The organism is Streptomyces sp. TP-A0356 (assembly GCF_001417775.1).
Taxonomy (GTDB): domain Bacteria; phylum Actinomycetota; class Actinomycetes; order Streptomycetales; family Streptomycetaceae; genus Streptomyces.
The window spans coordinates 408,089-429,705 of record NZ_BBZJ01000012.1 but is presented as its reverse complement, the minus strand read 5'-3'; the positions used below and the strand labels follow the sequence as shown (position 1 = coordinate 429,705).

17 protein-coding genes are annotated in these 21,617 nt (G+C 71.9%); 12 read left to right on the top strand and 5 right to left on the bottom strand.

Translation table 11 applies throughout. From position 1 onward, the window contains the following. The first annotated feature begins 181 nt into the window (after positions 1-181). From ASC56_RS01930 to ASC56_RS01900, 7 genes are all read left to right on the top strand, one after another. Positions 182-982, top strand: coding sequence for a crotonase/enoyl-CoA hydratase family protein (locus ASC56_RS01930; RefSeq protein WP_055489337.1), 801 nt, complete (start codon positions 182-184; stop codon positions 980-982). 24 nt (positions 983-1,006) lie between these two features. Continuing rightward, on the top strand, positions 1,007-1,948 hold the full coding sequence (locus ASC56_RS01925) for a Zn-ribbon domain-containing OB-fold protein (protein ID WP_055489336.1): 942 nt from the start codon (positions 1,007-1,009) through the stop codon (positions 1,946-1,948). Continuing rightward, positions 1,945-3,021 carry a thiolase domain-containing protein gene (locus ASC56_RS01920; protein WP_055489335.1) on the top strand — a complete coding sequence of 359 codons (1,077 nt, stop codon included), beginning with the start codon at positions 1,945-1,947 and terminating at the stop codon, positions 3,019-3,021. The genes ASC56_RS01925 and ASC56_RS01920 overlap by 4 nt, the downstream gene beginning before the upstream one ends. Next, the gene (locus ASC56_RS01915) at positions 3,018-4,184 is read left to right on the top strand and encodes a thiolase domain-containing protein (protein WP_055489334.1); all 1,167 of its coding nucleotides are present in this window, start codon (positions 3,018-3,020) and stop codon (positions 4,182-4,184) included. The genes ASC56_RS01920 and ASC56_RS01915 overlap by 4 nt, the downstream gene beginning before the upstream one ends. An 83-nt stretch (positions 4,185-4,267) precedes the next feature. Continuing rightward, complete coding sequence (locus tag ASC56_RS01910; RefSeq protein WP_055489333.1) at positions 4,268-4,510, top strand: DUF397 domain-containing protein; 243 nt, start codon at positions 4,268-4,270, stop codon at positions 4,508-4,510. A gap of 134 nt (positions 4,511-4,644) precedes the next feature. Continuing rightward, on the top strand, positions 4,645-5,562 hold the full coding sequence (locus ASC56_RS01905; RefSeq protein WP_055489332.1) for a universal stress protein: 918 nt from the start codon (positions 4,645-4,647) through the stop codon (positions 5,560-5,562). Between the two features lie 171 nt (positions 5,563-5,733). Continuing rightward, complete coding sequence (locus ASC56_RS01900) at positions 5,734-6,231, top strand: hypothetical protein (RefSeq protein ID WP_055489331.1); 498 nt, start codon at positions 5,734-5,736, stop codon at positions 6,229-6,231. Positions 6,232-6,311: 80 nt separating this feature from the next. Here ASC56_RS01900 and ASC56_RS01895 read toward each other — a convergent pair whose 3' ends face one another. Continuing rightward, positions 6,312-8,285, bottom strand: coding sequence for an N-acetylmuramoyl-L-alanine amidase (locus ASC56_RS01895; protein ID WP_055489330.1), 1,974 nt, complete (start codon positions 8,283-8,285; stop codon positions 6,312-6,314). Between the two features lie 285 nt (positions 8,286-8,570). After that, the gene (locus tag ASC56_RS01890) at positions 8,571-9,710 is read right to left on the bottom strand and encodes an aminoglycoside phosphotransferase family protein (RefSeq protein ID WP_055489329.1); all 1,140 of its coding nucleotides are present in this window, start codon (positions 9,708-9,710) and stop codon (positions 8,571-8,573) included. Positions 9,711-9,943: 233 nt separating this feature from the next. Between ASC56_RS01890 and ASC56_RS01885 the strand changes: the two genes are divergently transcribed. Then, positions 9,944-11,443, top strand: a complete 1,500-nt coding sequence (locus ASC56_RS01885) for a hypothetical protein (RefSeq protein ID WP_055489328.1) — start codon at positions 9,944-9,946, stop codon at positions 11,441-11,443. 111 nt (positions 11,444-11,554) lie between these two features. Here ASC56_RS01885 and ASC56_RS01880 read toward each other — a convergent pair whose 3' ends face one another. Together ASC56_RS01880 and ASC56_RS01875 are read right to left on the bottom strand one after the other, a co-directional pair. After that, positions 11,555-12,982: a PP2C family protein-serine/threonine phosphatase gene (locus ASC56_RS01880; protein ID WP_055489327.1), complete on the bottom strand. Its 1,428-nt coding sequence runs from the start codon at positions 12,980-12,982 to the stop codon at positions 11,555-11,557. A 237-nt stretch (positions 12,983-13,219) separates the two neighbouring features. Next, entirely contained in the window at positions 13,220-14,272 is a 1,053-nt protein-coding gene (locus ASC56_RS01875) for a Gfo/Idh/MocA family protein (protein ID WP_055489326.1), read from the bottom strand. A gap of 569 nt (positions 14,273-14,841) precedes the next feature. Between ASC56_RS01875 and asnB the strand changes: the two genes are divergently transcribed. After that, positions 14,842-16,683, top strand: a complete 1,842-nt coding sequence (asnB, locus tag ASC56_RS01870; protein WP_055489325.1) for an asparagine synthase (glutamine-hydrolyzing) — start codon at positions 14,842-14,844, stop codon at positions 16,681-16,683. 36 nt (positions 16,684-16,719) lie between these two features. Here asnB and ASC56_RS01865 read toward each other — a convergent pair whose 3' ends face one another. Then, positions 16,720-18,285 carry an alpha/beta hydrolase gene (locus ASC56_RS01865; protein ID WP_055489324.1) on the bottom strand — a complete coding sequence of 522 codons (1,566 nt, stop codon included), beginning with the start codon at positions 18,283-18,285 and terminating at the stop codon, positions 16,720-16,722. A gap of 296 nt (positions 18,286-18,581) precedes the next feature. On the opposite strand from ASC56_RS01865, the gene ASC56_RS01860 reads away from it, so the two are divergent. From ASC56_RS01860 to ASC56_RS01850, 3 genes are all read left to right on the top strand, one after another. Further along, positions 18,582-19,232: a chaplin gene (locus ASC56_RS01860; RefSeq protein ID WP_055489323.1), complete on the top strand. Its 651-nt coding sequence runs from the start codon at positions 18,582-18,584 to the stop codon at positions 19,230-19,232. A gap of 241 nt (positions 19,233-19,473) precedes the next feature. Further along, a complete protein-coding gene (locus ASC56_RS01855; RefSeq protein WP_055489638.1) occupies positions 19,474-20,328 on the top strand; it encodes a GNAT family N-acetyltransferase in 855 nt (284 codons plus the stop codon). Positions 20,329-20,461: 133 nt separating this feature from the next. After that, positions 20,462-21,235 carry a GNAT family N-acetyltransferase gene (locus ASC56_RS01850; RefSeq protein ID WP_055489322.1) on the top strand — a complete coding sequence of 258 codons (774 nt, stop codon included), beginning with the start codon at positions 20,462-20,464 and terminating at the stop codon, positions 21,233-21,235. Positions 21,236-21,617 lie beyond the last annotated feature (382 nt).

Here is a 21,617-nt window from a genome sequence, read left to right as displayed (position 1 = left end):
CCTGACCCCGGCGACACTCGGCGAAGAAAGGCGCATCCGTCGGTTCGCCGGTCATCAGAGCAAAGCGCGCCGCAACTGTGAAGGGGCCGGGCAGGGTGAATCTGACTGTCTGTCAGAAAACTCTTGAAGTGCCTCACCGGCTCCTGCAACCTGTTCTCGTTCCTGTAGACGGGAGACCGCAATGGGTGGGACGGAACACCTCACCGTGCAGCGCGACGGCGCCACACTGGTGCTCACGCTCAACAGACCCGACGCCAAGAACGCACTCTCGCTTCCGATGCTCGTCGGCCTGTACGACGGGTGGGTGGAGGCCGACGAGGACGACGCGATCCGCTCCATCGTGCTCACCGGTGCGGGGGGCGCGTTCTGCGCGGGGATGGACTTGAAGGCCCTGGCCGGGAAGGGGATGGACGGGCAGCAGCACCGCGACCGCCTGAAGGCCGATCCGGACCTGCACTGGAAGGCGATGCTGCGCCACCACCGCCCCCGCAAACCGGTGATCGCGGCCGTCGAGGGCCACTGCGTCGCGGGCGGCACGGAGATCCTCCAGGGCACGGACATCAGGGTCGCGGGCGAGTCCGCGACCTTCGGCCTGTTCGAGGTCAGGCGCGGCCTGTTCCCGATCGGCGGCTCCACGGTCCGGCTGCCACGCCAGATCCCGCGCACCCACGCCCTGGAGATGCTGCTCACCGGACGCCCGTACGGCGCACGCGAGGCCGCGGACATCGGCCTGATCGGCCACGTGGTCCCCGACGGCACAGCGCTCGCCAAGGCCCTGGAGATCGCCGAGCAGATCAACGCCTGCGGCCCGCTGGCCGTCGAGGCCGTCAAGGCGTCCGTGTACGAGACCGCGGAGCTGACCGAGACCGACGGGCTCGCCGCCGAACTCAAGCGCGGCTGGCCGGTCCTCGGCACCGCGGACGCCAAGGAAGGCGCCCGCGCCTTCGCGGAGAAGCGGCCGCCCGTCTACAAGCGCGCGTGACCGACGTGAAGGAGTGAGCCGTCGATGCCCGAAGTCCTCAAAGCCCCCCTCGTGGTCGAATTCCCCTTCACCCGGTCCCTCGGACCCGTCCAGAGCGCCTTTCTGACAGGACTGCGCGAACGCGTCGTCCTCGGGGTGAAGACCGGTGACGGCAGGACGCTGGTCCCGCCCGTGGAGTACGACCCCTTCACCGCCGAGGAGATCCGCGACCTCGTCGAGGTCGCCCCCACCGGCACCGTCACCACCTGGGCCTGGAACCACGCGCCACGCCGCGGCCAGCCCCTGGACACCCCCTTCGCCTGGGTCCTCGTCCGGCTCGACGGTGCCGACACCGCCCTCCTGCACGCCCTGGACGCACCGGGCCCCGACGCCGTCCGCACCGGCATGCGCGTGCGAATCCGCTGGGCCGGCCGGCGCTCCGGCGCCATCACGGACATCGCCTGCTTCGAGCCGTACGACGGCGAACCCGCCGAACCGGCGGGCCACACCGGCGCCTTCGAGGACAGGGTCAGCGGCATCCTCGCGCCCGCCCGCCTCGACTACACCTACACGCCCGGCCGCGCCCAGTCCGGCTACCTCCACGCCCTCGCCGAGCGGCGCACCGTCGGTGAACGCTGCCCCTCCTGCCACAAGGTGTACGTCCCGCCGAGGGGCGCCTGCCCCACCTGCGGCGTGGCCACATCGGAACAGGTCGAGGTGGGCCCGCGCGGGACCGTGACGACCTTCTGCATCGTGAACATCAAGGCGAAGAACCTCGACATCGAAGTCCCCTACGTCTACGCGCACATCGCCCTCGACGGCGCCGACCTGGCGATGCACGGCCGTATCGGTGGGATTCCCTACGACCAGGTGCGCATGGGACTGCGCGTCGAACCGGTGTGGACGGACGGCGCCCGCCATCCCGACCACTTCCGGCCCGCCGGCGAACCCGACGCGGACTACGACACGTACAAGGAGCTGCTGTGACGCGCGGAGCGCAAGAAGCCCCGGGTGCCGGGGAGATCGCCGTCGTCGCCTTCGCGCAGACCGACCACCGGCGCACCAGCGACGAGCTCTCCGAAGTCGAGATGCTCATGCCGGTGCTGCACGAAGTCCTCGACCGCACCGGGCTCAGGACCAGCGACATCGGCTTCACCTGCTCCGGCTCCAGCGACTACCTCGCCGGCCGCGCCTTCTCCTTCACGCTCGCCCTCGACGGCGTCGGCGCCTGGCCGCCGATCTCCGAGTCGCACGTCGAGATGGACGGCGCGTGGGCCCTGTACGAGGCGTGGACCAAGCTGCTGACGGGCGACGCCGACACCGCGCTCGTCTACTCGTACGGCAAGTCGTCCCCCGGATCGGTACGCGACGTCCTGACCCGGCAACTCGACCCCTACTACATGGCCCCGCTGTGGCCGGACTCGGTGGCGCTCGCGGCCCTTCAGACACAGGCGCTCATCGACGCGGGCGAGACCGACGAGCCCGCCCTGGCCCAGGTCGCCGCCCGCAGCCGGACGGCAGCCGTCGCCAACTCCCATGCCCAGCTGAGGGGTTCGGTGCCGCAGGGGGAGTACGCCGTACGGCCGCTGCGCACCGGAGACTGCCCACCGGTCGGCGACGGGGCCGCGGCCGTGCTCCTCGCGGCGGGGGAGCGGGCCCGCCGGCTGTGCGCACGGCCCGCCTGGATCCGGGGCATCGACCATCGCATCGAGGCACACGGCCTCGGGGTGCGCGACCTGACCGACTCGCCGTCCGCGCGGCTGGCAGCCGAGAAGGCCGGCGCCTTCGAACGACCCGTCGACACCGCCGAGTTGCACGCACCGTTCACCGCGCAGGAGGTGATCCTGCGCAAGGCGCTGCGGCTCGGCGGCAGCGTCACGGTCAACCCTTCCGGCGGAGCCCTCGCCGCCAACCCGATGATGGCGGCCGGGCTGATCCGCGTCGGCGAGGCCGCCGCCCGGATCCACCGCGGCGAGTCCGACCGCGCCCTCGCCCACGCCACGTCCGGCCCCTGTCTGCAACACAACCTGGTCGCCGTACTCGAAGGAGACCCGCGATGAGCAAGGAGCCCGTGGCCGTCACCGGGATCGGCCAGACCAAGCACGTGGCGGCGCGGCGGGACGTGTCCATCGCGGGGCTCGTGCGGGAGGCCGCCGGGCGGGCCCTCGCCGACGCCGAGTTGACCTGGACCGACATCGACGCAGTGGTCATCGGCAAGGCCCCCGACTTCTTCGAGGGCGTCATGATGCCGGAGCTGTACCTCGCCGACGCGCTCGGCGCCGTCGGCAAACCCATGCTCAGGGTGCACACGGCCGGTTCGGTCGGCGGCTCCACCGCGCTCGTCGCGGCCAACCTCGTCGCCGCCCGCGTCCACCGCACCGTGCTGACCCTCGCCTACGAGAAGCAGTCCGAGTCCAACGCCATGTGGGGCCTGTCGCTGCCGATCCCCTTCCAGCAGCCGCTGCTCGCCGGAGCGGGCGGCTTCTTCGCCCCGCACGTGCGCGCCTACCTGCGACGAAGCGGCGCCCCGGACACGGTCGGCTCCCTGGTCGCCTACAAGGACCGGCGCAACGCCCTGAAGAACCCGTACGCACACCTCCATGAGCACGACATCACCCTGGAGAAGGTGCAGTCCTCGCCGATGCTGTGGGATCCGATCCGCTACTCGGAGACCTGCCCCTCCTCCGACGGCGCGTGCGCCATGGTGCTCACCGACCGCGCGGGGGCGGCCCGCTCGCCCCGGCCCCCCGCCTGGATGCTCGGCGGCGCGATGCGCAGCGAGCCGACCCTGTTCGCGGGCAAGGACTTCGTGTCGCCAGGGGCCGGCAAGGACTGCGCCGCCGATGTCTACCGGCAGGCGGGGATCGCCGACCCGCGCCGGGACATCGACGCGGTGGAGATGTACGTGCCCTTCTCCTGGTACGAACCCATGTGGCTGGAGAACCTCGGATTCGCCGAGGAGGGCGAGGGCTGGAAACTCACCGAGGCCGGTGTCACCGCACTCGACGGGGACCTGCCCGTCAACATGTCGGGCGGTGTCCTCTCCACGAACCCCATCGGTGCCTCCGGCATGATCCGCTTCGCCGAGGCGGCGCTCCAGGTGCGCGGACAGGCCGGAGAACACCAGGTGGAAGGGGCCCGGCGGGTACTCGGGCACGCCTACGGCGGCGGCTCGCAGTTCTTCTCCATGTGGCTGGTCGGCGACCGGCCACCGACCTCCTGAGGGCGTCCCCCTCACGTCACCTGTCGGCGGTGGGACGCGATCGCTAGGCTGGCCGCGGACGACGAACCGGGAGGAGCACGGACGTGGCCGAGAGCACCATCCAGCAGCAGCCGCTCGCGGGCTGGGACAAGCCGGAGCTGGATCTCACCAACGCCGACTGGCACTCCAGCAGCCGAGGGCTCGGAGATGTCCAGATCGCCTTCGTCGAAGGCTTCATCGCGATGCGCAACAGTCGCCGTCCCGAGAGCCCTTCCCTGATCTTCACGCCCGCGGAGTGGGGCGCGTTCGTGTCGGGCGCGCGGGAGGGGGAGTTCGACCTCACGTGAGCCTCGCCCGCCGAGGCCTGCCTCGCCCGTACCGGAATTTCCGGACACGCGGGCGGTGAATCCGCCCCCGGGCCGCGGGCTGCGTCACGCTGGCCCCGGAACGATCACCGCTGTGTCCGGGAGGCAAGGATTCGATGAGCACCCTGCCGGTCGTCGCGGCCGTCGACGGATCCGACGAGAGCCTGCGGGCACTGGAGTGGGCGCTGACCGACGCACGGCTGCGCGAGGTGCCGTTGCGCGTGGTCCATGCGCGGCAGTACGCCCCAGGGCCACAGCCCGACGTCCTGGGCACCGGCCCCCCAAAACCGCCGGAGTCCCCCGTGCTCGACCAGGTGCGAGCGCATCTGGCGGGCCGGGCCGACCTTCCGGTCGCGGAGTACCAGGAGCTGCGGGGCGCCCCGTCCGCCGTGCTGCCCGAACTGGGCGACACCGCTGAGGTGATCGTGCTCGGGTCCCGGGGCCGCGGCGGCTTCGCCAGTCTGCTGCTGGGCTCCACCGGCCTGGCGGCCGCACGCGACGCCGCATGCCCGGTGGTCGTGGTGCCGCCCCCGGGACGAGAGGTGCACGAGGGCCTGCCCCTCCCACCGGGGCCGCGCGTCGTGGTCGGCCTGCACGTCGACAGCCCCGCCGAGGCCAGCCTCGCGTTCGCCTTCGCGGAGGCGCACCTCCGCGGCGCCCGGCTGCACGTGATCGCCGCGTATCCCTGGCCCCCGGTGCAGATCTGGACGGTGCCCGGAGCGCCCGTACCCCCGGCCGTGGACGAGGACGCCGTCGAGGACGAGATCCGAACCCTGGCCGCGGGCTTCCTCGCCGTCCACCGCGAGCGGCACCCGGACGTGCGGGTCGAGCTGACGACCCCGCCCGGTGACGCGACGGGCCATCTCGTCGCGGCCTCCAAGGACGCCGAGCTGGTCGTCGTGGGCCGCCACCGGCGTCGCCTGCTCGCCCCCGCCCGCATGATCGGTTCGGTGACCCAGGCCGTCCTGCTGCACGCGGCGAGCCCCGTCGCGGTGATCCCGCCGACGGCGGAGCCGGACCCCGCCGAAGAGTGACCGGACGACGGTCCGCGCCACCGCCCCGCGGAGGCGTCCCGCGCGCGGTCCGGCCGCCGCGTTTGCCCGGCGCCGGGTGGTCGCAGGACGGTACCCGCCCGGGAGATGACCCCTCTCCGGGGGCGGCGGGCCCCGGGCCCCGCTTGGGGCTCGGGCACGTACCATTGCGGCATGTCCTTCCTCCGCCGCCGCAGTGCCACTCCCGCCGGGCCCGACTTCGACGTCCTGGCCATGGATCCGGGTGACTGGCCTGGCAATCTCGGTGCCGGTCTGCTGCCCGCCCCCGACGGCAGCTGCCAGGGCGTCTTCCTGCGCTACGACCTGTTCGGCGGCCGGGGTCCCGCGATGATCATCGGCAATCTGCCGGAGGGCTCCCCGGCCCGTGACGTCGCCGAGGGCGAGATCCCCTTCGAGGTGGCCCAGCTCCTGCTCGCGCTGGAGAACGACGAGGAGGTCACCGTCGTCGGGACCGAGGACATCCCGGTGATGCAGGGCGACAACCTCCTCATCGTGCGCCGCCTGAAGTTGTCCGAGAGCCGGATCTCCTGCGTCCAGTTCGACCGCAGCGACAACGTCCTGGTGACCATCGCCGCATGGGACCGGCCCATCACCGACGACCTGTACGCGCTGCTGAAGCCACTGCCCGCGGAGCTGTTCCAGCAGGGCTGACCGCGGCCGCACGCACACGGACGGCCCCCGAGACCACGGGGGCCGTCCGTGTCGCTGTGGACGGTGTCCTGTCATCGCCGCTACTTCGCCGACGACACCACCTGCACGTCCGCCGCCCGCACGAACGCCACCCGGTGGCCGAACTGGATCTCGTAGTACAGGTCCCGGCCGACCACGACCCGGTGCGTGTCCGTGGTGAAGGTGACCGAGTAGTAGTACTCACCGGGCACCATGTCCCCGACGGCGTACCTCTGGCCCGCCGGCAGCCGGTACGGCAGTGGCGAGACCGACTGCGCGGGCACGCCCGCCGGGTACGCTTCCTTCTCGGGATACGCGCGGCCGTACACCGGGACGTCCGTGAGACCGGCCCTGGGCGTCACCACCAACCCGGACGCGTTCACCGCCGTCGGCTGCTTCTTCGGGTTCTTGAACCAGGCCTTCTGGCCCAGGTACCAGATCGCCGTCCAGTCCCCGCCGCGGTCGGCGACCGCGTAACGCTGGCCGGTGGAGGCCCGCGAACCCACGTCGTTCACGTCGATCGTCGAGTCGTCCCCCCTGGGCCGCAGCCCGATGTCCTTGATCAGCGGCGAGGTCGCGTCCGGCCTGCTGTACAGCCGCACCTCGCTGGATCCGTGTGCCGCGCACGGGGCGCCCTGCGCGGTGCAGCCCGTGTACGGCGGCCGGTTCCTGGTGTAGTCCGGCAGGATCGTCACCAGACCGCCCTTGGCGTCGGCCGTGGCGCCGAACGGCTTGCCGAGCAGATCGAAGTAGTGCCGCCAGTCCCAGTAGGGACCGGGATCCGTGTGCATGCCCGGGATCGTCGAGGTGGTCGGGCCGGGAACGTTGTCATGCCCGAGGATGTGCTGCCGGTCCAGCGGGATGCCGTACTTGGCGGCGAGGTACTGCACCAGCCGCGCCGACGAGCGGTACATCGCCTCCGTGTACCAGGCGTCGGGCGAGGCGAGGAAGCCCTCGTGCTCGATGCCGACCGACTTGGCGTTGACGTACCAGTTGCCCGCGTGCCAGGCCACGTCCTTGGCCTTCACATGCTCGGCGATGTGCCCGTCCGTGGAGCGCAGCGTGTAGTTCCACGACACATAGGTCGGATCCTGGACCAGCTTGATGACGCCGTCCCACTGGCCTTCCGTGTCATGGATGACGATGTACCTGATGCTCTGGGAGGTGGGCCGCTCGGACAGGTCGTGGTTGCCGTAGTCGTTCTGCCCGAACTGCGCGTACGGTGCCGGGATCCACTCGCAGGACACGGTCGGCGGGCACTCGGTCCCGTTCGCGTCACCCACGCGCAGCCCGGTGCGTCGCAGCTGCGCGGTGTCGGGTGTCAGGCCCGGCCGCGCGGCCAGCGTCACGCTCTGGCCGGCATCCGTGATGCGCCACGCGCCCTCGCGCATCACCTCGAAGACGTCATTGGCGTACGTGGCCGCCGTCGCCGTGTCCTCCGCGCCGGAGAACTGCGCCACCGCCCCGTACCAGTCGGCCGGGTCGTCGCTGAGCGGCTCGCCGATGTGCTGTTGCGCGGCGGCGAGCAGCGCGGCCCCGCCCGCGACGTTCGCGGCAGGGTCGGTGCGCAGCCGTTCGGCCGGGATGCCGGTCAGTGCCACGGCCTTGGTCAGCGTCGTGAGCCGGGCGGGCAGCCCGGAGCCGGCCGGCACCTTCGTCGTGGGCAGCAGCGCACCGCGGGCCTGGTCGCCGCGCGCGTCCTCCGTTCCCTCGCTGTGGTGGACGGCCTCGGCGATCGCGGTGCGGGCGTCGGTGAGGTGCATGGGACCGTACCCCCCGGAGACGCTCGGCGCGCCGCCGTGCGCGTCCCAGCGGGACTGGAGGTAGGAGACGCCGAGCAGCACGCCCTGCGGCACGTGGTACTCGGCGGCAGCGGCGGCGAAGGCGTTCTGCAGGGTGGCCGGGGTCTCCCGTGCCGGGGCCGGGGCGGCGCCCAGCAGCGGCAGCAGGAGAGCGGCCGAGGCGACGGCACCCGCCATCCTGGGGGCGCGTCTGTGACCGGCGGGGGCGCGGCGGTCGGTGGCGGATCCTCGCAATGCAGCCTCCTGGGACGGTGGGCGCTCTGGGGCGTGCGGGGGCCGGACGTGCGTCAGTGGTACCGGCTCTCCGACGATCCGTCAATCACCCTCAGATGCGGGCGATTTCCCATGTCAGCGGCGGTCGTGAGGAGTTTCGCGGCGGCGGTGGCGCGGCCTGCGAGGCGTCAGTGGCGTGGACCAAATGACCCGAATGGGTCAGTCCCGCGTGGGGTGGGAGAGCCGGACACGACGAAGGTCCGCGGTGCGCCGCTGTCGCGAGCGCGCCGCGGACCTTCGTCCCCGTCAGCGAGTGCCGACCGCTGCCCGTGCAGCCCGCCGGGCCAGCTGGCAGTCGTCGTGCAGCCGCCGCAGCAGCAGCCGCTGTTCCTCGCCGGACGGCGCAGCAGCCGGGTGGGCCACGCCCGGTGCCGCCGGGGCCGTGTCGTGCATCGATCGCTGCACGGCCGTCTCGTACGTCCGGATCTCACGGGTCAGGACCAGCATCAGGTTCACCAGGAAGGCGTCTCGCGACGCCGGTCCCGCCGACTGCGCGATCTGGCTGATCTGACGCCGGGCCACCGGGGCGTCGCCGAGAACCACCCAGAGTGTCGCCAGGTCGTACCCGGGCAGGTACCAGCCCGCGTGTTCCCAGTCCACCAGCACCGGACCGGTGGGTGAGAGCAGGATGTTCGACAGCAGGGCGTCGCCGTGACAGAACTGGCCCATACCCTGCCGGCCGGCCGCGTGGGCGATGTCGTGCAACAGCTTCTGCAGGTCGCCCATGTCCCGGTCCGTGAGCAGCCCCAGCTCATGGAAGCGCGAGATCCGCTCCGCGTAGTCCAGCGGGGCGTCGAACGTCCCCGCCGGTGGCCGCCATGCGTTCAGCCGGCAGATCGCGCCCAGCGCCGCCCGGATGTCCGCCCGCGGCGGTGCCTCCGCCGGGTGCCGCTGGAGCGCGGCCACCCGGCCCGGCATCCGCTCGATCACCAGGGTGCAGTTGTCCGGGTCCGCGGCGATCAGCCGGGGCACCCGCACCGGGGGCCGGTGCCGGACGAACGACCGGTATGCCGCTATCTCGTGCCGGAAGCGGTCGGACCAGATGGAGGAGTGGTCCAGTAAGCACTTGGCGACGGCCGTACTGCGCCCCGTCGTCCCGACGATGAGCACGGAACGCCCGCTTCGGCGCAGCACCTGCACCGGAGTGAACTCCGGGCAGATGCGATGCACCGAAGCGATCGCCGTGCGCAGCTGGGCGCCCTGGGGGCCGGACAAGTCGATTCTCCCGCTGAGCGGTTGGGTGCCGACACCCGGGACGCGGCGTGTCCTGCCGGCACCGAGCACGGGGGCCGCGGGTCGCGCGGGGTCGAGATAGGGGCCGCCGGCTCCGGGGCGGGGGCGCAGCGACCGGGGCGGGGCGGACACGGAGGACTGTGCTGCGTACATGGGCTATACAGATCCCTTCGTGTGCCTGCGAGTTCCACGCTGCCCGCCCCGGCCGCCGTTGGTGCACCCTGGGGAATGTCCCTGCGGCGGCCGGGTCGGGGTGGCGCGTTCCTACCTGACACCCGATGCCCCGTGGCACACCATCTGGCGCACCCTGGCGAACCCTGGCGAATAGTCCCCGAGCAACTGACAGGGGGTTACTGTCAACTCAGCCGAGAACCTGGGGGCTTGACGTGAGCGGACAACCCAACACCCGCCTCGCGGACCTGTTCGGCCTGGCCGGCTGGTCCAAGGGCGAACTCGCGAGGATGGTCAACCGGCAGGCGGCGGCCATGGGTCACCCCCAGCTGTCGACCGACACCTCGCGGGTGCGGCGTTGGATCGACATGGGAGAGATCCCGCGCGATCCCGTGCCGCGGGTGCTGGCGGCGCTGTTCACCGAGCGACTCGGCCGTGTCGTGACCATCGAGGACCTCGGTCTGGTCCGGCACGGGCGCGCGGGGGGACGGCGTGACGACGGGAATGCGAAGTACCCCGACGGAGTGCCGTGGGCGCCCGAGCGGACCGCTGCGGTCCTCACCGAATTCACGGGAATGGACCTCATGCTCAACCGACGCGGCTTGGTGGGCGCGGGCGCCGCGCTCGCCGCAGGATCCGCACTCAGCAGCGCCATGCACGACTGGCTGCACACCGATCCGGCCCTGGCGGCCGACGCTCCGCGCTTCGACGATCCCCTGCACGCCGACCCCGCTGGGTTCGACCGCTATGAGGCCGCCCCCATCGGGTCGCAGGAGATCGAGGAGTTGGAGCGCTCGGTCGAAGTGTTCCGGGCCTGGGACGCGGCCCGCGGCGGCGGGCTGCAGCGCAAGGCTGTCGTGGGACAGCTCAACGAGGTGGGGGGCATGCTCTCCTACCGTCACCCCGACCATCTGCAGCGGCGTCTGTGGGGCGTCGCCGCCAACCTGGCCGTCCTCGCGGGCTGGATGTCGCACGACATCGGCCTGGAGCCCACGGCCCAGAAGTACTTCGTCATCGCCGCCCACGCGGCCCGAGAGGGCGGAGACCGGCCCCGCGCCGGGGAGGCGCTCTCCCGCGCCGCCCGCCAGATGGTGCACCTCGGCCGGCCCGACGACGCACTCGACCTGATGCAGCTCGCCAAGTCCGGCTCCGGGGACGAGGTGCTGCCGCGCACCAAGGCCATGCTCTGCACCATCGAGGCCTGGGCTCAGGCCTCCATGGGCAAGGGGCAGGCCATGCGGCGCACCCTGGGCGAGGCGGAGGACCTGTTCGTCTCCGACAAGGGAGACGTGCCCCCGCCGAGCTGGATGCAGATGTTCGACGAGGCGGACCTGCACGGAATGCAGGCCCTGGCCTACCGCACCCTGGCCGAACACGAGCCGGGCGCGGCGCTCATCGCGCAGCGGCACGCCAAGGAGGCGCTGGAGCTGAGAGGGACGGGTCGGGACCGGTCGAAGATCTTCGACCACATCTCCCTCGCGTCCGCCTGCTTCATCGCCGACGACCCGGAACAGGCCGACCGATACGCTCGCCTGGCTCTGACGTCGATGGGGGCGAACTCCTCCCACCGCACATGGGACCGTCTGCGCGAGATGTACCGGCTCACCGCGCAGTACGCCGGTTATCCGAGGATCCAGGATCTGCGTGAGGAGATCGAACGTGCGCTTCCCAAGGGCCTCCTGAAGCCCAAAGGGGGCAACTCCGCGCAGGCGTAGGGAGTTGGTGGCGGGCAGGTGCAGAGGAGGGCCCGTACCGGACGGACAGGGATGGTGTCACGGCCAGGGATGGTGTGACGGACAGGGATGGTGTCGGTGTCGGCCTGATCGTCAGGAGACCACCCTGGCGACGAGCACGCAGGCCTCGTCCTCGCGCTCGCTCCCGCCGAACTCCTCCACGACGGCCCGTACACAGTCCTGGGCCGTGCGCGCTCCGCCGAAGCGTGGAGCCAGGTCGAGCAGCCTTCGGACGGCCGCCGCGCCACTGTGCCATGGGACCAGCCCGTCGGTGTGCAGGAGCAGCAGGTCGCCCTGCACGAGGGTCTCTTCGGCCTGCCCGTAGGCGGCTCCGCAGGTCGCTCCGAGCAGCACGCCGTCCGGCGCGGTCAGCATGCGTCCCGTCCCGTCGCGGAACAGCAACGGGGCGGGGTGCCCGGCCTGCGCCCAGCTCAGGGTGCGCGTCCCGGGCCGGTAACGGCAGCACACGGCACTGCCCAGGGCCGGCTGGACCGAGGCGTCGAGCAACTGGTTGAGCCAGCCCATCAGCCGGCCCGGTTCGGTTCCGGCCATGGCCATGCCGCGCAGGGCACCGACGAGGGTCGCCATGCCGGAGGCCACGGTCACCCCGTGCCCGGTGAGGTCGCCGACACTGAGGAGCGTGTCCCCGCCGGGCAGTTCGAGTGCGTCGTACCAGTCCCCGCCGATCAACGCGCTCGCGGACGAAGGGAGATGGCGGGCCGCCAGGTCCAGCGTCCCCGGGCCCCGCTGCGGGAGCCGTACGGAGCCGCGCCACGACGGCAGCACGGCCTCCTGCAGCTCGACGGCGAGCCGGCGCTCGGCCTGTGCGTGATGACGGTGGCGCTGCAGCGAGTCACGCGTCTCGCTCACGGTCCGCCGGCAGCGGCGCAGTTCGCTGACGTCCCGCAGCACGGCCCACATCGAGGCGGTGCTGCCGTCGGCGTCGAGTACGGGCTCGCCCATCATGTGCACGGTGCGCACCTCGCCGTCGGGGCGCAGGATCCGGAACTCCCCGTCGATGGGCTTGCCGTCGATCAGGCAGTCCGTGACCATCGCCGTCAGCAGCGCGCGGTCCTCGTCGTGCACCAGCGAGGGCAGCTCGTCGAGGGTGAGGGCGGGGGCCGTGGCATCGCGGCCGAGGATCTGGTACAGCTCGCCGGACCAACTCGCCTCGTCCGTCAGCAGGTTCCACTCCGCGCTGCCGACGCGGCTGAGCAGTGAGCCGCCCGCGGCAACGGTCGCGGCGACCGGATCGTCGGCGGCGGGGGGTTCAGCGGTCACGGGCGGCGGGCCGTCGCGCAACTGCGCCAAGTGCTCGTCCACAGCGCTCAGCTGATGCAGCGCCAGATCGCACAGGGCACGCTGCCACCGGCCCTCCGGATCCGTGCCGTCCTCCGGTGCCTCCCGCCGTACGGCGTCCACTTCGCCGCGCAGTCGCCGCGTCTGCGAGATGAGCCCGTCGACGGTGCCGCGTCGGGGAGGCTGGGCGGCGGGGCGGTCCGCGGAGAGGTGGGGTGGCATGACGCGCTCCGATGCGGGGATGGTTCGACCAAGGCTGACGGAAGGACCACGACGACTGTGGCACAGCCTGGGACGCGCTGTAAGGGATTTGGCAACACACGATAAGGTGGTGCTTCTGGCATATGCCACAGGCTCGGCGGAGTGTGTGCATCGCAAGGGCCGCGCGCCTGCCCGAGGGGCCCAAGTCGTATGTGACGTACGTGACTTGACGGACTGCCGGGACGCACGCGCCGTCGTTCACGCGGACGTGCCGAGCGTGTGTGTGCGACTCTCGGTGCCCTCGTACAGCTTCGGCCGCGGGGCGAGATCGACGGTCTCCCGGGCGCCGCTCGACAGCGCCCGAACCCCGGCCTCGGCGACCGCCGAGGCCGCGTACCCGTCCCACACCGAAGGCCCGGTGACCCGCCCCCGCCGGGTCGCGTCGACCCAGGACTGCACCTCGCGGTCGTAGGCGTCCGCGAACCGTACGAGATAGTCCCGCGCGACCTCCTCGCACGCGCCGCCCGCGGTCGTGACGACCATCGTGTGTCCGTCTCCGACAGGGGCGCTGCCGTTCTCGCAGACCGCCTCGCAGCGCACCTGGTAGCCGAAGCCGGAATTGACGAAGATCTCCACGTCGACGAGCGCACCGCCCGAGGTCTCGAACAGCACGAACTGGGGATCGAGCAGGCCCTCCGGGGCCTCGCCCGACGGCCGCGGACGCAGCACGGACACCGCGGTGAGCTCCTGGCCGAGTAGCCAGCGTGCCGCGTCGATCTCGTGCGAGACGGAGCTGTTGATCAGCATGGCCGTGGTGAAGTCGGGCGGCGACGACACGTTGCGGTGTGTGCAGTGCAGCATCAGCGCCCGCCCCAGTCGGCCGCTGTCCAGCAGGGACTTCAGACGGACGTACTCGGCGTCGTATCGCCGCATGAACCCCACCTGCGCGAGCCGCCGACCGAGCCGGGCCTCCGCCTCCACCAGGCGCAGTGCCCCGGCCGCGTCCGGCGCGAGGGGCTTCTCGCACAGCACCGGCAGCCCGCGCGCGAAGGCCGCGAGCAGCGCGTCCTCGTGCGCCGGTCCGGGCGAGGCGATCAGCACGGCCTGGACACCGGGCGCGTCGAGCGCTGCGGCCGGCTCGGCGTGCACCAGGACGCCGTCGATACCGGCCGTGGCGTCCTCGGCGCGATCCGTCTCGGGATCCGCCACGGACACCACTCTCGCCCCGCTCACCCCACGGTCCAGCCGGCGTATGTGGTCAGCGCCCATGTGCCCCGCACCCAGCACCGCCACGCCCAGCAGATCGCCCATGTGCCGCCCTCCCTCTGCGCCGACCGTTCCTGGGCAGGGTAGACGCAGGGTAGACGGGGGGAGAGAGGGCGGACTCGGTGGCGCATTCCCCCCGCGATGCACCCGGGCGTCGCCGGGGCAGGGTGCCCGGTCAGCGCCGGCAGCGGACCCGCCGTGATCCACCACCAGCCGGCGTACGACAGGACCAGCGCCCCCGGCCGCACCCAGGGCGGCGAACGGCAACCTGGGCATCCGGCGCAACCCCCGGGCGAACGCATTCGGCCCGAACCGGCGAGAGCCGGTGGGCCGGACGAGCGGTCCGGATGTTGGGGAATTCTTTGCCCATGGCCGAGACCTGACGGCCCCGGCCCGGCACAGGGCCGATCGGCGCATACGCGAGACGTAAAGCGCGGCCGAAACGGCGGGGGCGCACGGGGCCGTCCGGGTTACGGCCGCGTTGACGGCGTTCGATGCGTGGCGCACGCTCGACATATAGGTGCTCCATACAACTGGTTTGCCCGGGAGCCCAAGGCTCTGCGAAACAGCAGGTGAACGGGCTGTCCGGGCCGACCGCACGCGGGAGGTAAGACATGTGCGGCATCACCGGCTGGGTCTCCTACGACCGTGATCTGCGGATCGAGACCGCGACCTTGGATGCAATGACCGAGACCATGTCCTGCCGCGGACCTGACGACCGCGGAACCTGGGTCGAGGGGCCCGCGGCCCTCGGTCACCGCAGGCTCGCGATCATCGACCTGCCCGGCGGACGCCAGCCGATGACCGTGAGCACCCCGGACGGCACCGTCGCGCTCGTCTACTCGGGGGAGACCTACAACTTCACCGAGCTGCGCCGCGAACTGACCGACCGGGGCCATCGCTTCACGACCGACTCCGACACCGAGGTGGTCCTGCACGCCTACCTCGAATGGGGCGACGCGCTCGCCGAGCGGCTCAACGGCATGTACGCCTTCGCCATCTGGGACGGCCGCCACGACAAGCTGGTGATGATCCGCGACCGCATGGGCATCAAGCCCTTCTACTACTACCCGACCCCCGACGGTGTCCTCTTCGGGTCCGAACCGAAGGCGATCCTCGCCAACCCGCTGGCCCGCGCCCGGGTCCGCCTCGACGGGCTGCGGGAACTGTTCGCGATGGTCAAGACGCCAGGTCACGCAGTGTGGGACGGCATGCACGAGGTGGAGCCGGGCACCGTCGTCACCCTGGACCGGCAGGGCCTGCACCGGCGTGTCCACTGGCGGCTGGAGACCCGGCCGCACACCGACGACCGCGACACCTCCATCGCCACCGTCCGCTCCCTGCTGGAGGACATCGTGCGCCGCCAGCTGGTCGCCGACGTGCCGCGCTGCACGCTGTTGTCGGGCGGCCTGGACTCCTCCGCGATGACCGCCCTGGCCGCACGGCAACTGGCCGAGCGGGGCGAGAAGGTGCGCAGCTTCGCGGTGGACTTCGTCGGACAGGCCGACAACTTCGTCGCCGACGAACTGCGCGGCACCCCCGACACCCCCTTCGTGCACGACGTGGCCCGCTTCTGCGGCACCGACCACCAGGACATCGTCCTGGACGCGCACGCACTCGCCGACATGGACGTACGCGCCAAGGTCCTGCGCGCGCGCGACCTCCCGATGGGCTTCGGCGACATGGACTCCTCGCTGTATCTGCTGTTCCAGGCGATCCGCGGACACTCCACGGTCGCGCTGTCGGGGGAGTCCGCGGACGAGGTCTTCGGGGGCTACCTCCAGTTCTTCGACGAGGAGGCCCGGCGCGCGGAGACCTTCCCCTGGCTGGTGAGCTTCGGCCGGCACTTCGGCGACGACGCCGACGTCCTGCGCGCCGACCTGACCGAGGCCCTGGACATGGAGGCGTACGTCTCCGACGGCTACCGCACGGCCGTCGCGGGCATCGACCGCCTCGACGGCGAGAGCGATTTCGAGTACCGGATGCGGCGGATCTGCCACCTCCACCTCACCCGCTTCGTACGGATCCTGCTCGACCGCAAGGACCGCGCGAGCATGGCGGTCGGCCTGGAGGTGCGCGTGCCCTTCTGCGACCACCGGCTCGTGGAGTACGTCTACAACAGCCCCTGGTCGCTGAAGTCCTTCGACGGCAGGGAGAAGAGCCTCCTGCGGGAGGCGACCGCGGACCTGATCCCGCCGTCCGTGTACGACAGGGTCAAGAGCCCGTATCCCTCCACCCAGGACCCCAAGTACGGGCTGGCCCTCCAGGAACACGCCAAGGACCTGCTCGCCCGCCCCTCCCACCCGGTCTTCGACCTGGTCGACCGCGAGCGGCTGCACCGGCTCGCCCACCGCGACACGCCGCAGATCGCGCAGGCGTCGCGCCACGGCCTCGAACGCGCGCTGGACCTCGCGCTGTGGCTGGACCTCTACGCACCGGAGGTGAACCTCACCTGACACCGGGACCTCGCGGACCGGCGCCGGGCGCTGTCGCTAGTCCGACCCGTCCGGGCCGCACGAGCTGCCGTCGGACGGCAGGGAGCCGTACAGGAGGAAGGAGTCGACCTTCTCGTGAATGCACTTGGAGGTCGCGTAGCCGGTGTGACCCTCGCCCCTGTTGTCCAGGACCACCGCCGGGGAGCCGAGCCGTCTGGCCGTCTCCACGGTCCAGCGGTACGGGGTCGCCGGGTCCCCGCGCGTGCCCACGAGCAGCATCTTCGCGCCGCGCAGGTTCTTCACCTTCTCGCGGATGAAGTCGGTGCCCTTGGGCCGTCCGTAACACATCAGCACCTGGGTGAGCCGGAAACGCCCGAAGACCGGGGACGCCTCCTCGTACTGTGCACGCAGCCGGCCGATGTCCTGGGTGATGCGGTCGGCGCTCGGCCGGTCCGGGTCGTCGGCGCAGTTGATCGCCATCAGCGCGGCGGGCAGGTTGTCGGTGGGCACGTCCTCGGGGGCGACGAGCCCGTCGGCGACCCGGTGGCCGGAGGGAAGGGCCATGCCGATGCCGGAGAGGCGCATCACGCCGCTGAGGTCGCCCTGCTGCACGAGCTGGGACAGCGCCTGCTCCAGCGTCGACCACAGCTGCTTGGTGAAGAGCGCCTGGCTGATCGCGCCGACCAGGTCCTGCCCCGTGAACGGCTGCCCGAGATCGATCTGCACCGGGTCCCGGTCCAGCAGGTCGACGAGCTTGACGACCTGTTCCCTGGCCGAGCGCGCGTCCTGGCCGAACGGGCAGGCCACGTCCTTGGCGCACCAGTCCAGGAAGTCCTCCAGCGCCCTCTGCTGCCCTTCCGCGCCCGCCAGCCCCTGCTCGGACAGGGGCTCGGTGAGCGTGTCCACGCCGTCGAGCGCCATCCGGCCCACCTTGTCTGGGAACTGGGCCGCGTACACCGCACCCAGCCGTGTGCCGTAGGAGAAGCCGAGGTAGTTCAGCTTCTTGTCGCCGAGGGCCTGGCGCATCACGTCCATGTCACGGGAGGCATTGATGGTCCCTATGTACGGCAGCACCGGCCCGGAGTGCCGGGTGCACCGCTCGGCCAGCTGCCGCAGCTGGCCGAGGGCCGCCCGGGGATCGCTCTCGTCGACGGGACCGCTCTGGGCCGGGACGTCTTCCGTGCCCGCTCCGCAGCTGATGGGCGAGGACCGGCCGACCCCGCGGGGGTCGAACGTCACCACGTCGTAGCCGTTCGTCAGGCCCATGAAGTCCTTGCCGCCCACCGCCAGCTGGGGGACCCCGGCGCCACCGGGACCGCCGAAGTCCAGCAGCACCGAGCCCCGGGACTTCCCGGTCGCCCGGAAGCGGGCCAGTGCCAGGTCGAGGGTTCCGGCGCCGGGCCTCGCATAGTCGAGGGGCACCGTCACCTGGCCGCACTGCAGGTCCGCGGGCATGTCCTGGCCCCGGCAGGCGGACCATGCGATCTTCTGGTGGTAGAAGCGGGACAGATCGGGGCGGGCGTCGGCCGCGGCCACCGACGGCAGCCCGGCCCCCAACAGGGCGAGCACCGCGGTCATGACCGCCGCCGTGGTGACCGCGCGGCGTTCGTGCGTGGTCAGCATGATGCCTCCGGAGGACGCCCCGGCTGAGTCCGGCGACGTTCTTCAGATCACGATAGGCGGCCCTCGCGGGGTGCGCCTCCGGGCGAACGGGACGGGCGGACGTGCCCGTGGCCTGCGGGCCGCCGCGTGCACCCCGTGGCGCGTCGGAAGCCTGCCGGGGGAAGGCTCCGCCGTCAGTTCGACAACCGGGCCACTCGATGGGGTGAAAGGAAGATAAGCCATAACTCGGATTGGTTCCGCCGCGTTTAGCGGGTGCGGGCGAATGCTCGCGACCATGTCTGGAAGGCAGGGAACCTATGAAACGGGTTACCCGAAATGGTTTGATCGCCACGGCCGCCGCCTCGGGGGCGCTGGCGGTGGCGATGCCGGCACACGCGGACTCCGCGGCGAGCGGCACCGCGGCGGGTTCGCCCGGACTGATCTCCGGCCACACCATCCAGCTCCCGGTGCACGTCCCGGTCGATGTATGCGGCAACACCGTGACCGTGGTGGGACTGCTGAACTCGGCGGCGGGCAACTCCTGCGCGAACGAGAGCGGCGGCGGGGACGGCCCGCGGCAGGACACGGCTCCCGGGGGCGGCTCTGTCGCACACGGCGGCGGAAGGGATTCACTGGATGTGCTCGCCGGTGACAGCGTGCAGCTCCCGGTCCACCTCCCGGTGAACGTCACCGGCAACACGGTCGGTGTGCTCGGCCTCGGCAACACGGCCGAGGGCAACACCTCCACGAACACCTCGGGCGGCTCCGACCACCCGGCTCCGCGGCCCGTCGTACCGCCGAAGGCGCACACTCCCGCGCAGCCGCGTCCACGCTCCGCTCCGCGTCAGGTGGTCACCCTCGCCCACACGGGCACGGACGCGACCCTGCCCGCGCTCGCAGGGGGCGCCGCACTGGTGCTCGGTGGAACGGTGCTGTACCGCCGTTTCCGTGCGGGCGCGCCCCGCTGAGCCGACGCGAGCGCGTGGAGGGGCCCCGCCGGCCGACCGGCGGGGCCCGGAACACGACGCCGCGGGAACGCCGTCCCGGGCGAACCCCCCTCCATGAGCGGGCACTTACTTCCGTGGACATCGGGTCGGACGTGGCCGGAACGCTCGGTCTTCATGGCGCGCGCTTCGGAGATCGGGAAGGATGCCGTCGGCGCGGCTGATCACCGCACCGTCCGACACCCCCACCGAAGGGAGCGCAACGATGACCTCTGCGGGTCCCCAAGACCTTGTCGTCACCCCGGCCACGCTCGACGACTGGCCGGTGATCAGCGGCTGGGCGGCGGACGAGGGCTGGAACCCAGGGCTGTCGGACGGCCCGGCCTTCTTCGCCCAGGACCCGAACGGCTTCTTCATCGGGCGGCTCGCCGAAGAGCCCGTCTCGGCGATCTCCGTAGTCAACTACGGCGGCGAGTACGCCTTCCTGGGCTGCTATCTCGTACGCCCGGACCTGCGCGGCCGCGGCCTCGGGCTGACCACCTGGAAGACGGCACTCGCCCATGCCGGCACTCGGACGATCGGCCTGGACGGTGTCGTCGCGCAACAGGACAACTACCGCCGGTCGGGGTTCGAACTGGCCCACCGCACCGTCCGGTTCACCGGAGTCGTCCCCGACGGCAAGGCAGCTCCGGGAGTGCGACCCGCCGGGAAGGCCGACATCGACGCCATCGCGGCGTACGACAGCGCCTGCTGCCCCGCCGACCGCCCCCGCTTCCTGGACCACTGGCTCACCGCCCCCGGCCACCGTGTGTTCGTCCGCGTCGAGGACGGCCGCCTGACCGGGTACGCGGTGATTCGCCCGGCCCACGACTGCCTGCGCATCGGCCCCCTGTTCGCCGACACCGCCGAGGACGCCGATGCCCTGTTCACCGCACTGAGTGCCGAAGCCGCCGGCCGGCGCATCGCCATCGACGTCCCCGAACCGAACACGTCGGCCATGACCCTGGCCGAACGCTCCGGCCTCGCCCCGTCCTTCGAAACGGCTCGTATGTACACGGGTCCGGTCCGGCCCTTCGCCGCGGAGCGGGTGTACGGGGTGACCACCCTGGAACTCGGCTGATCCCGGCGGCGGGTACGACGGACGCCGAGTCCTGATTCCGGTCGGACGGACCAGGGCCGCACCGGACCCGGATGAAGGCCGCGGGTCCTGGGGTATTACGGTGCCGACACAGACCCCGGACGCTGGAGGAGCCATGGACCACGCCGCCGTACTGGCCCTGTACGACCGGGACATGAGGGAGGGGGCACGGCCCGACGGGCCCGGCGCCCATATCGAGCGTGCCGCGCGGGTGGTGCGCCAGGTCGCGTCCCCGCACGGCTGGAACGGGGTCGTCTGGTCGGACCTGGACGAGGCCACCGCGGACGCGGCGATCGCCGAACAGGTCCGCCACTTCGCCGGACTCGGCGTCGAGTTCGAGTGGAAGCTGTACGGGCACGATCTGCCGGTGGACCTCGGGGCGCGGCTGCGGGCGGCCGGGTTCACGGCCCAGCCCGAAGAGACGCTGATGGTGGCGGAGGTCGCCGATCTCTGCCTCGACGTCCATGTGCCCGACGGCATACGCATCGTGCCCGTCACCGACCCGGCGGGCGTGGACCTCGTGGCGGACGTGCACGAGAAGGCGTTCGGCACCGACGGCACCCGGATGCGCCACCAGCTCCTCGCCCAGCTCACCGGCGACCGGGACCGGGTGGTCGCCGTCGTGGCCCTCGCGGGCGACGAACCGGTGAGCGCGGCCCGCCTGGAACTCGTCCCCGGCACCCGTTTCGCGGGACTGTGGGGCGGTGGCACGGTCCCGCACTGGCGCGGACGCGGTGTCTACCGGGCCCTGGTTGCCCATCGCGCCCAGGTGGCCGCCGACCGCGGTTACCGCTATGTCCAGGTCGACGCGAGCAGTCAGAGCCGGCCCATCCTGGCCCGCCTCGGCTTCGCACCACTGACCACGACCACGCCGTACGTCTCCCCGTAGCCGCCGGGGCCACGGGGGCCGGCCCGCCTGGCGCGTGATCAGGTGGACTGGCGCATGGGACGACACGACCCACGGCGGCACCCCGGGGTACCGGGCTGCCACGGCCCGTGCCCGCACCAGGAGTGCGCCGCGACGCGCTCGCGCGGTCAGCGCCGCGCCTGCGCCCGGTCCAGTGCCGCGACGCCCAGCGCCGCCAACAGTCGTTCCCCTTCAACCTCGGGTCAATGCCCGGTCAATCCTCGTCCTGGCGCGGGCGCGTGCTCCTGTTCAGCCTTCGTCATGCCATGTACCGTTCAACAGTCCGTCGCTCGGGTCGCGTAGGAATGAAGTTCTACGCGCGCAGACCGCGACGGAAGTTCTACGCGCGAAGACCAGCACCCGC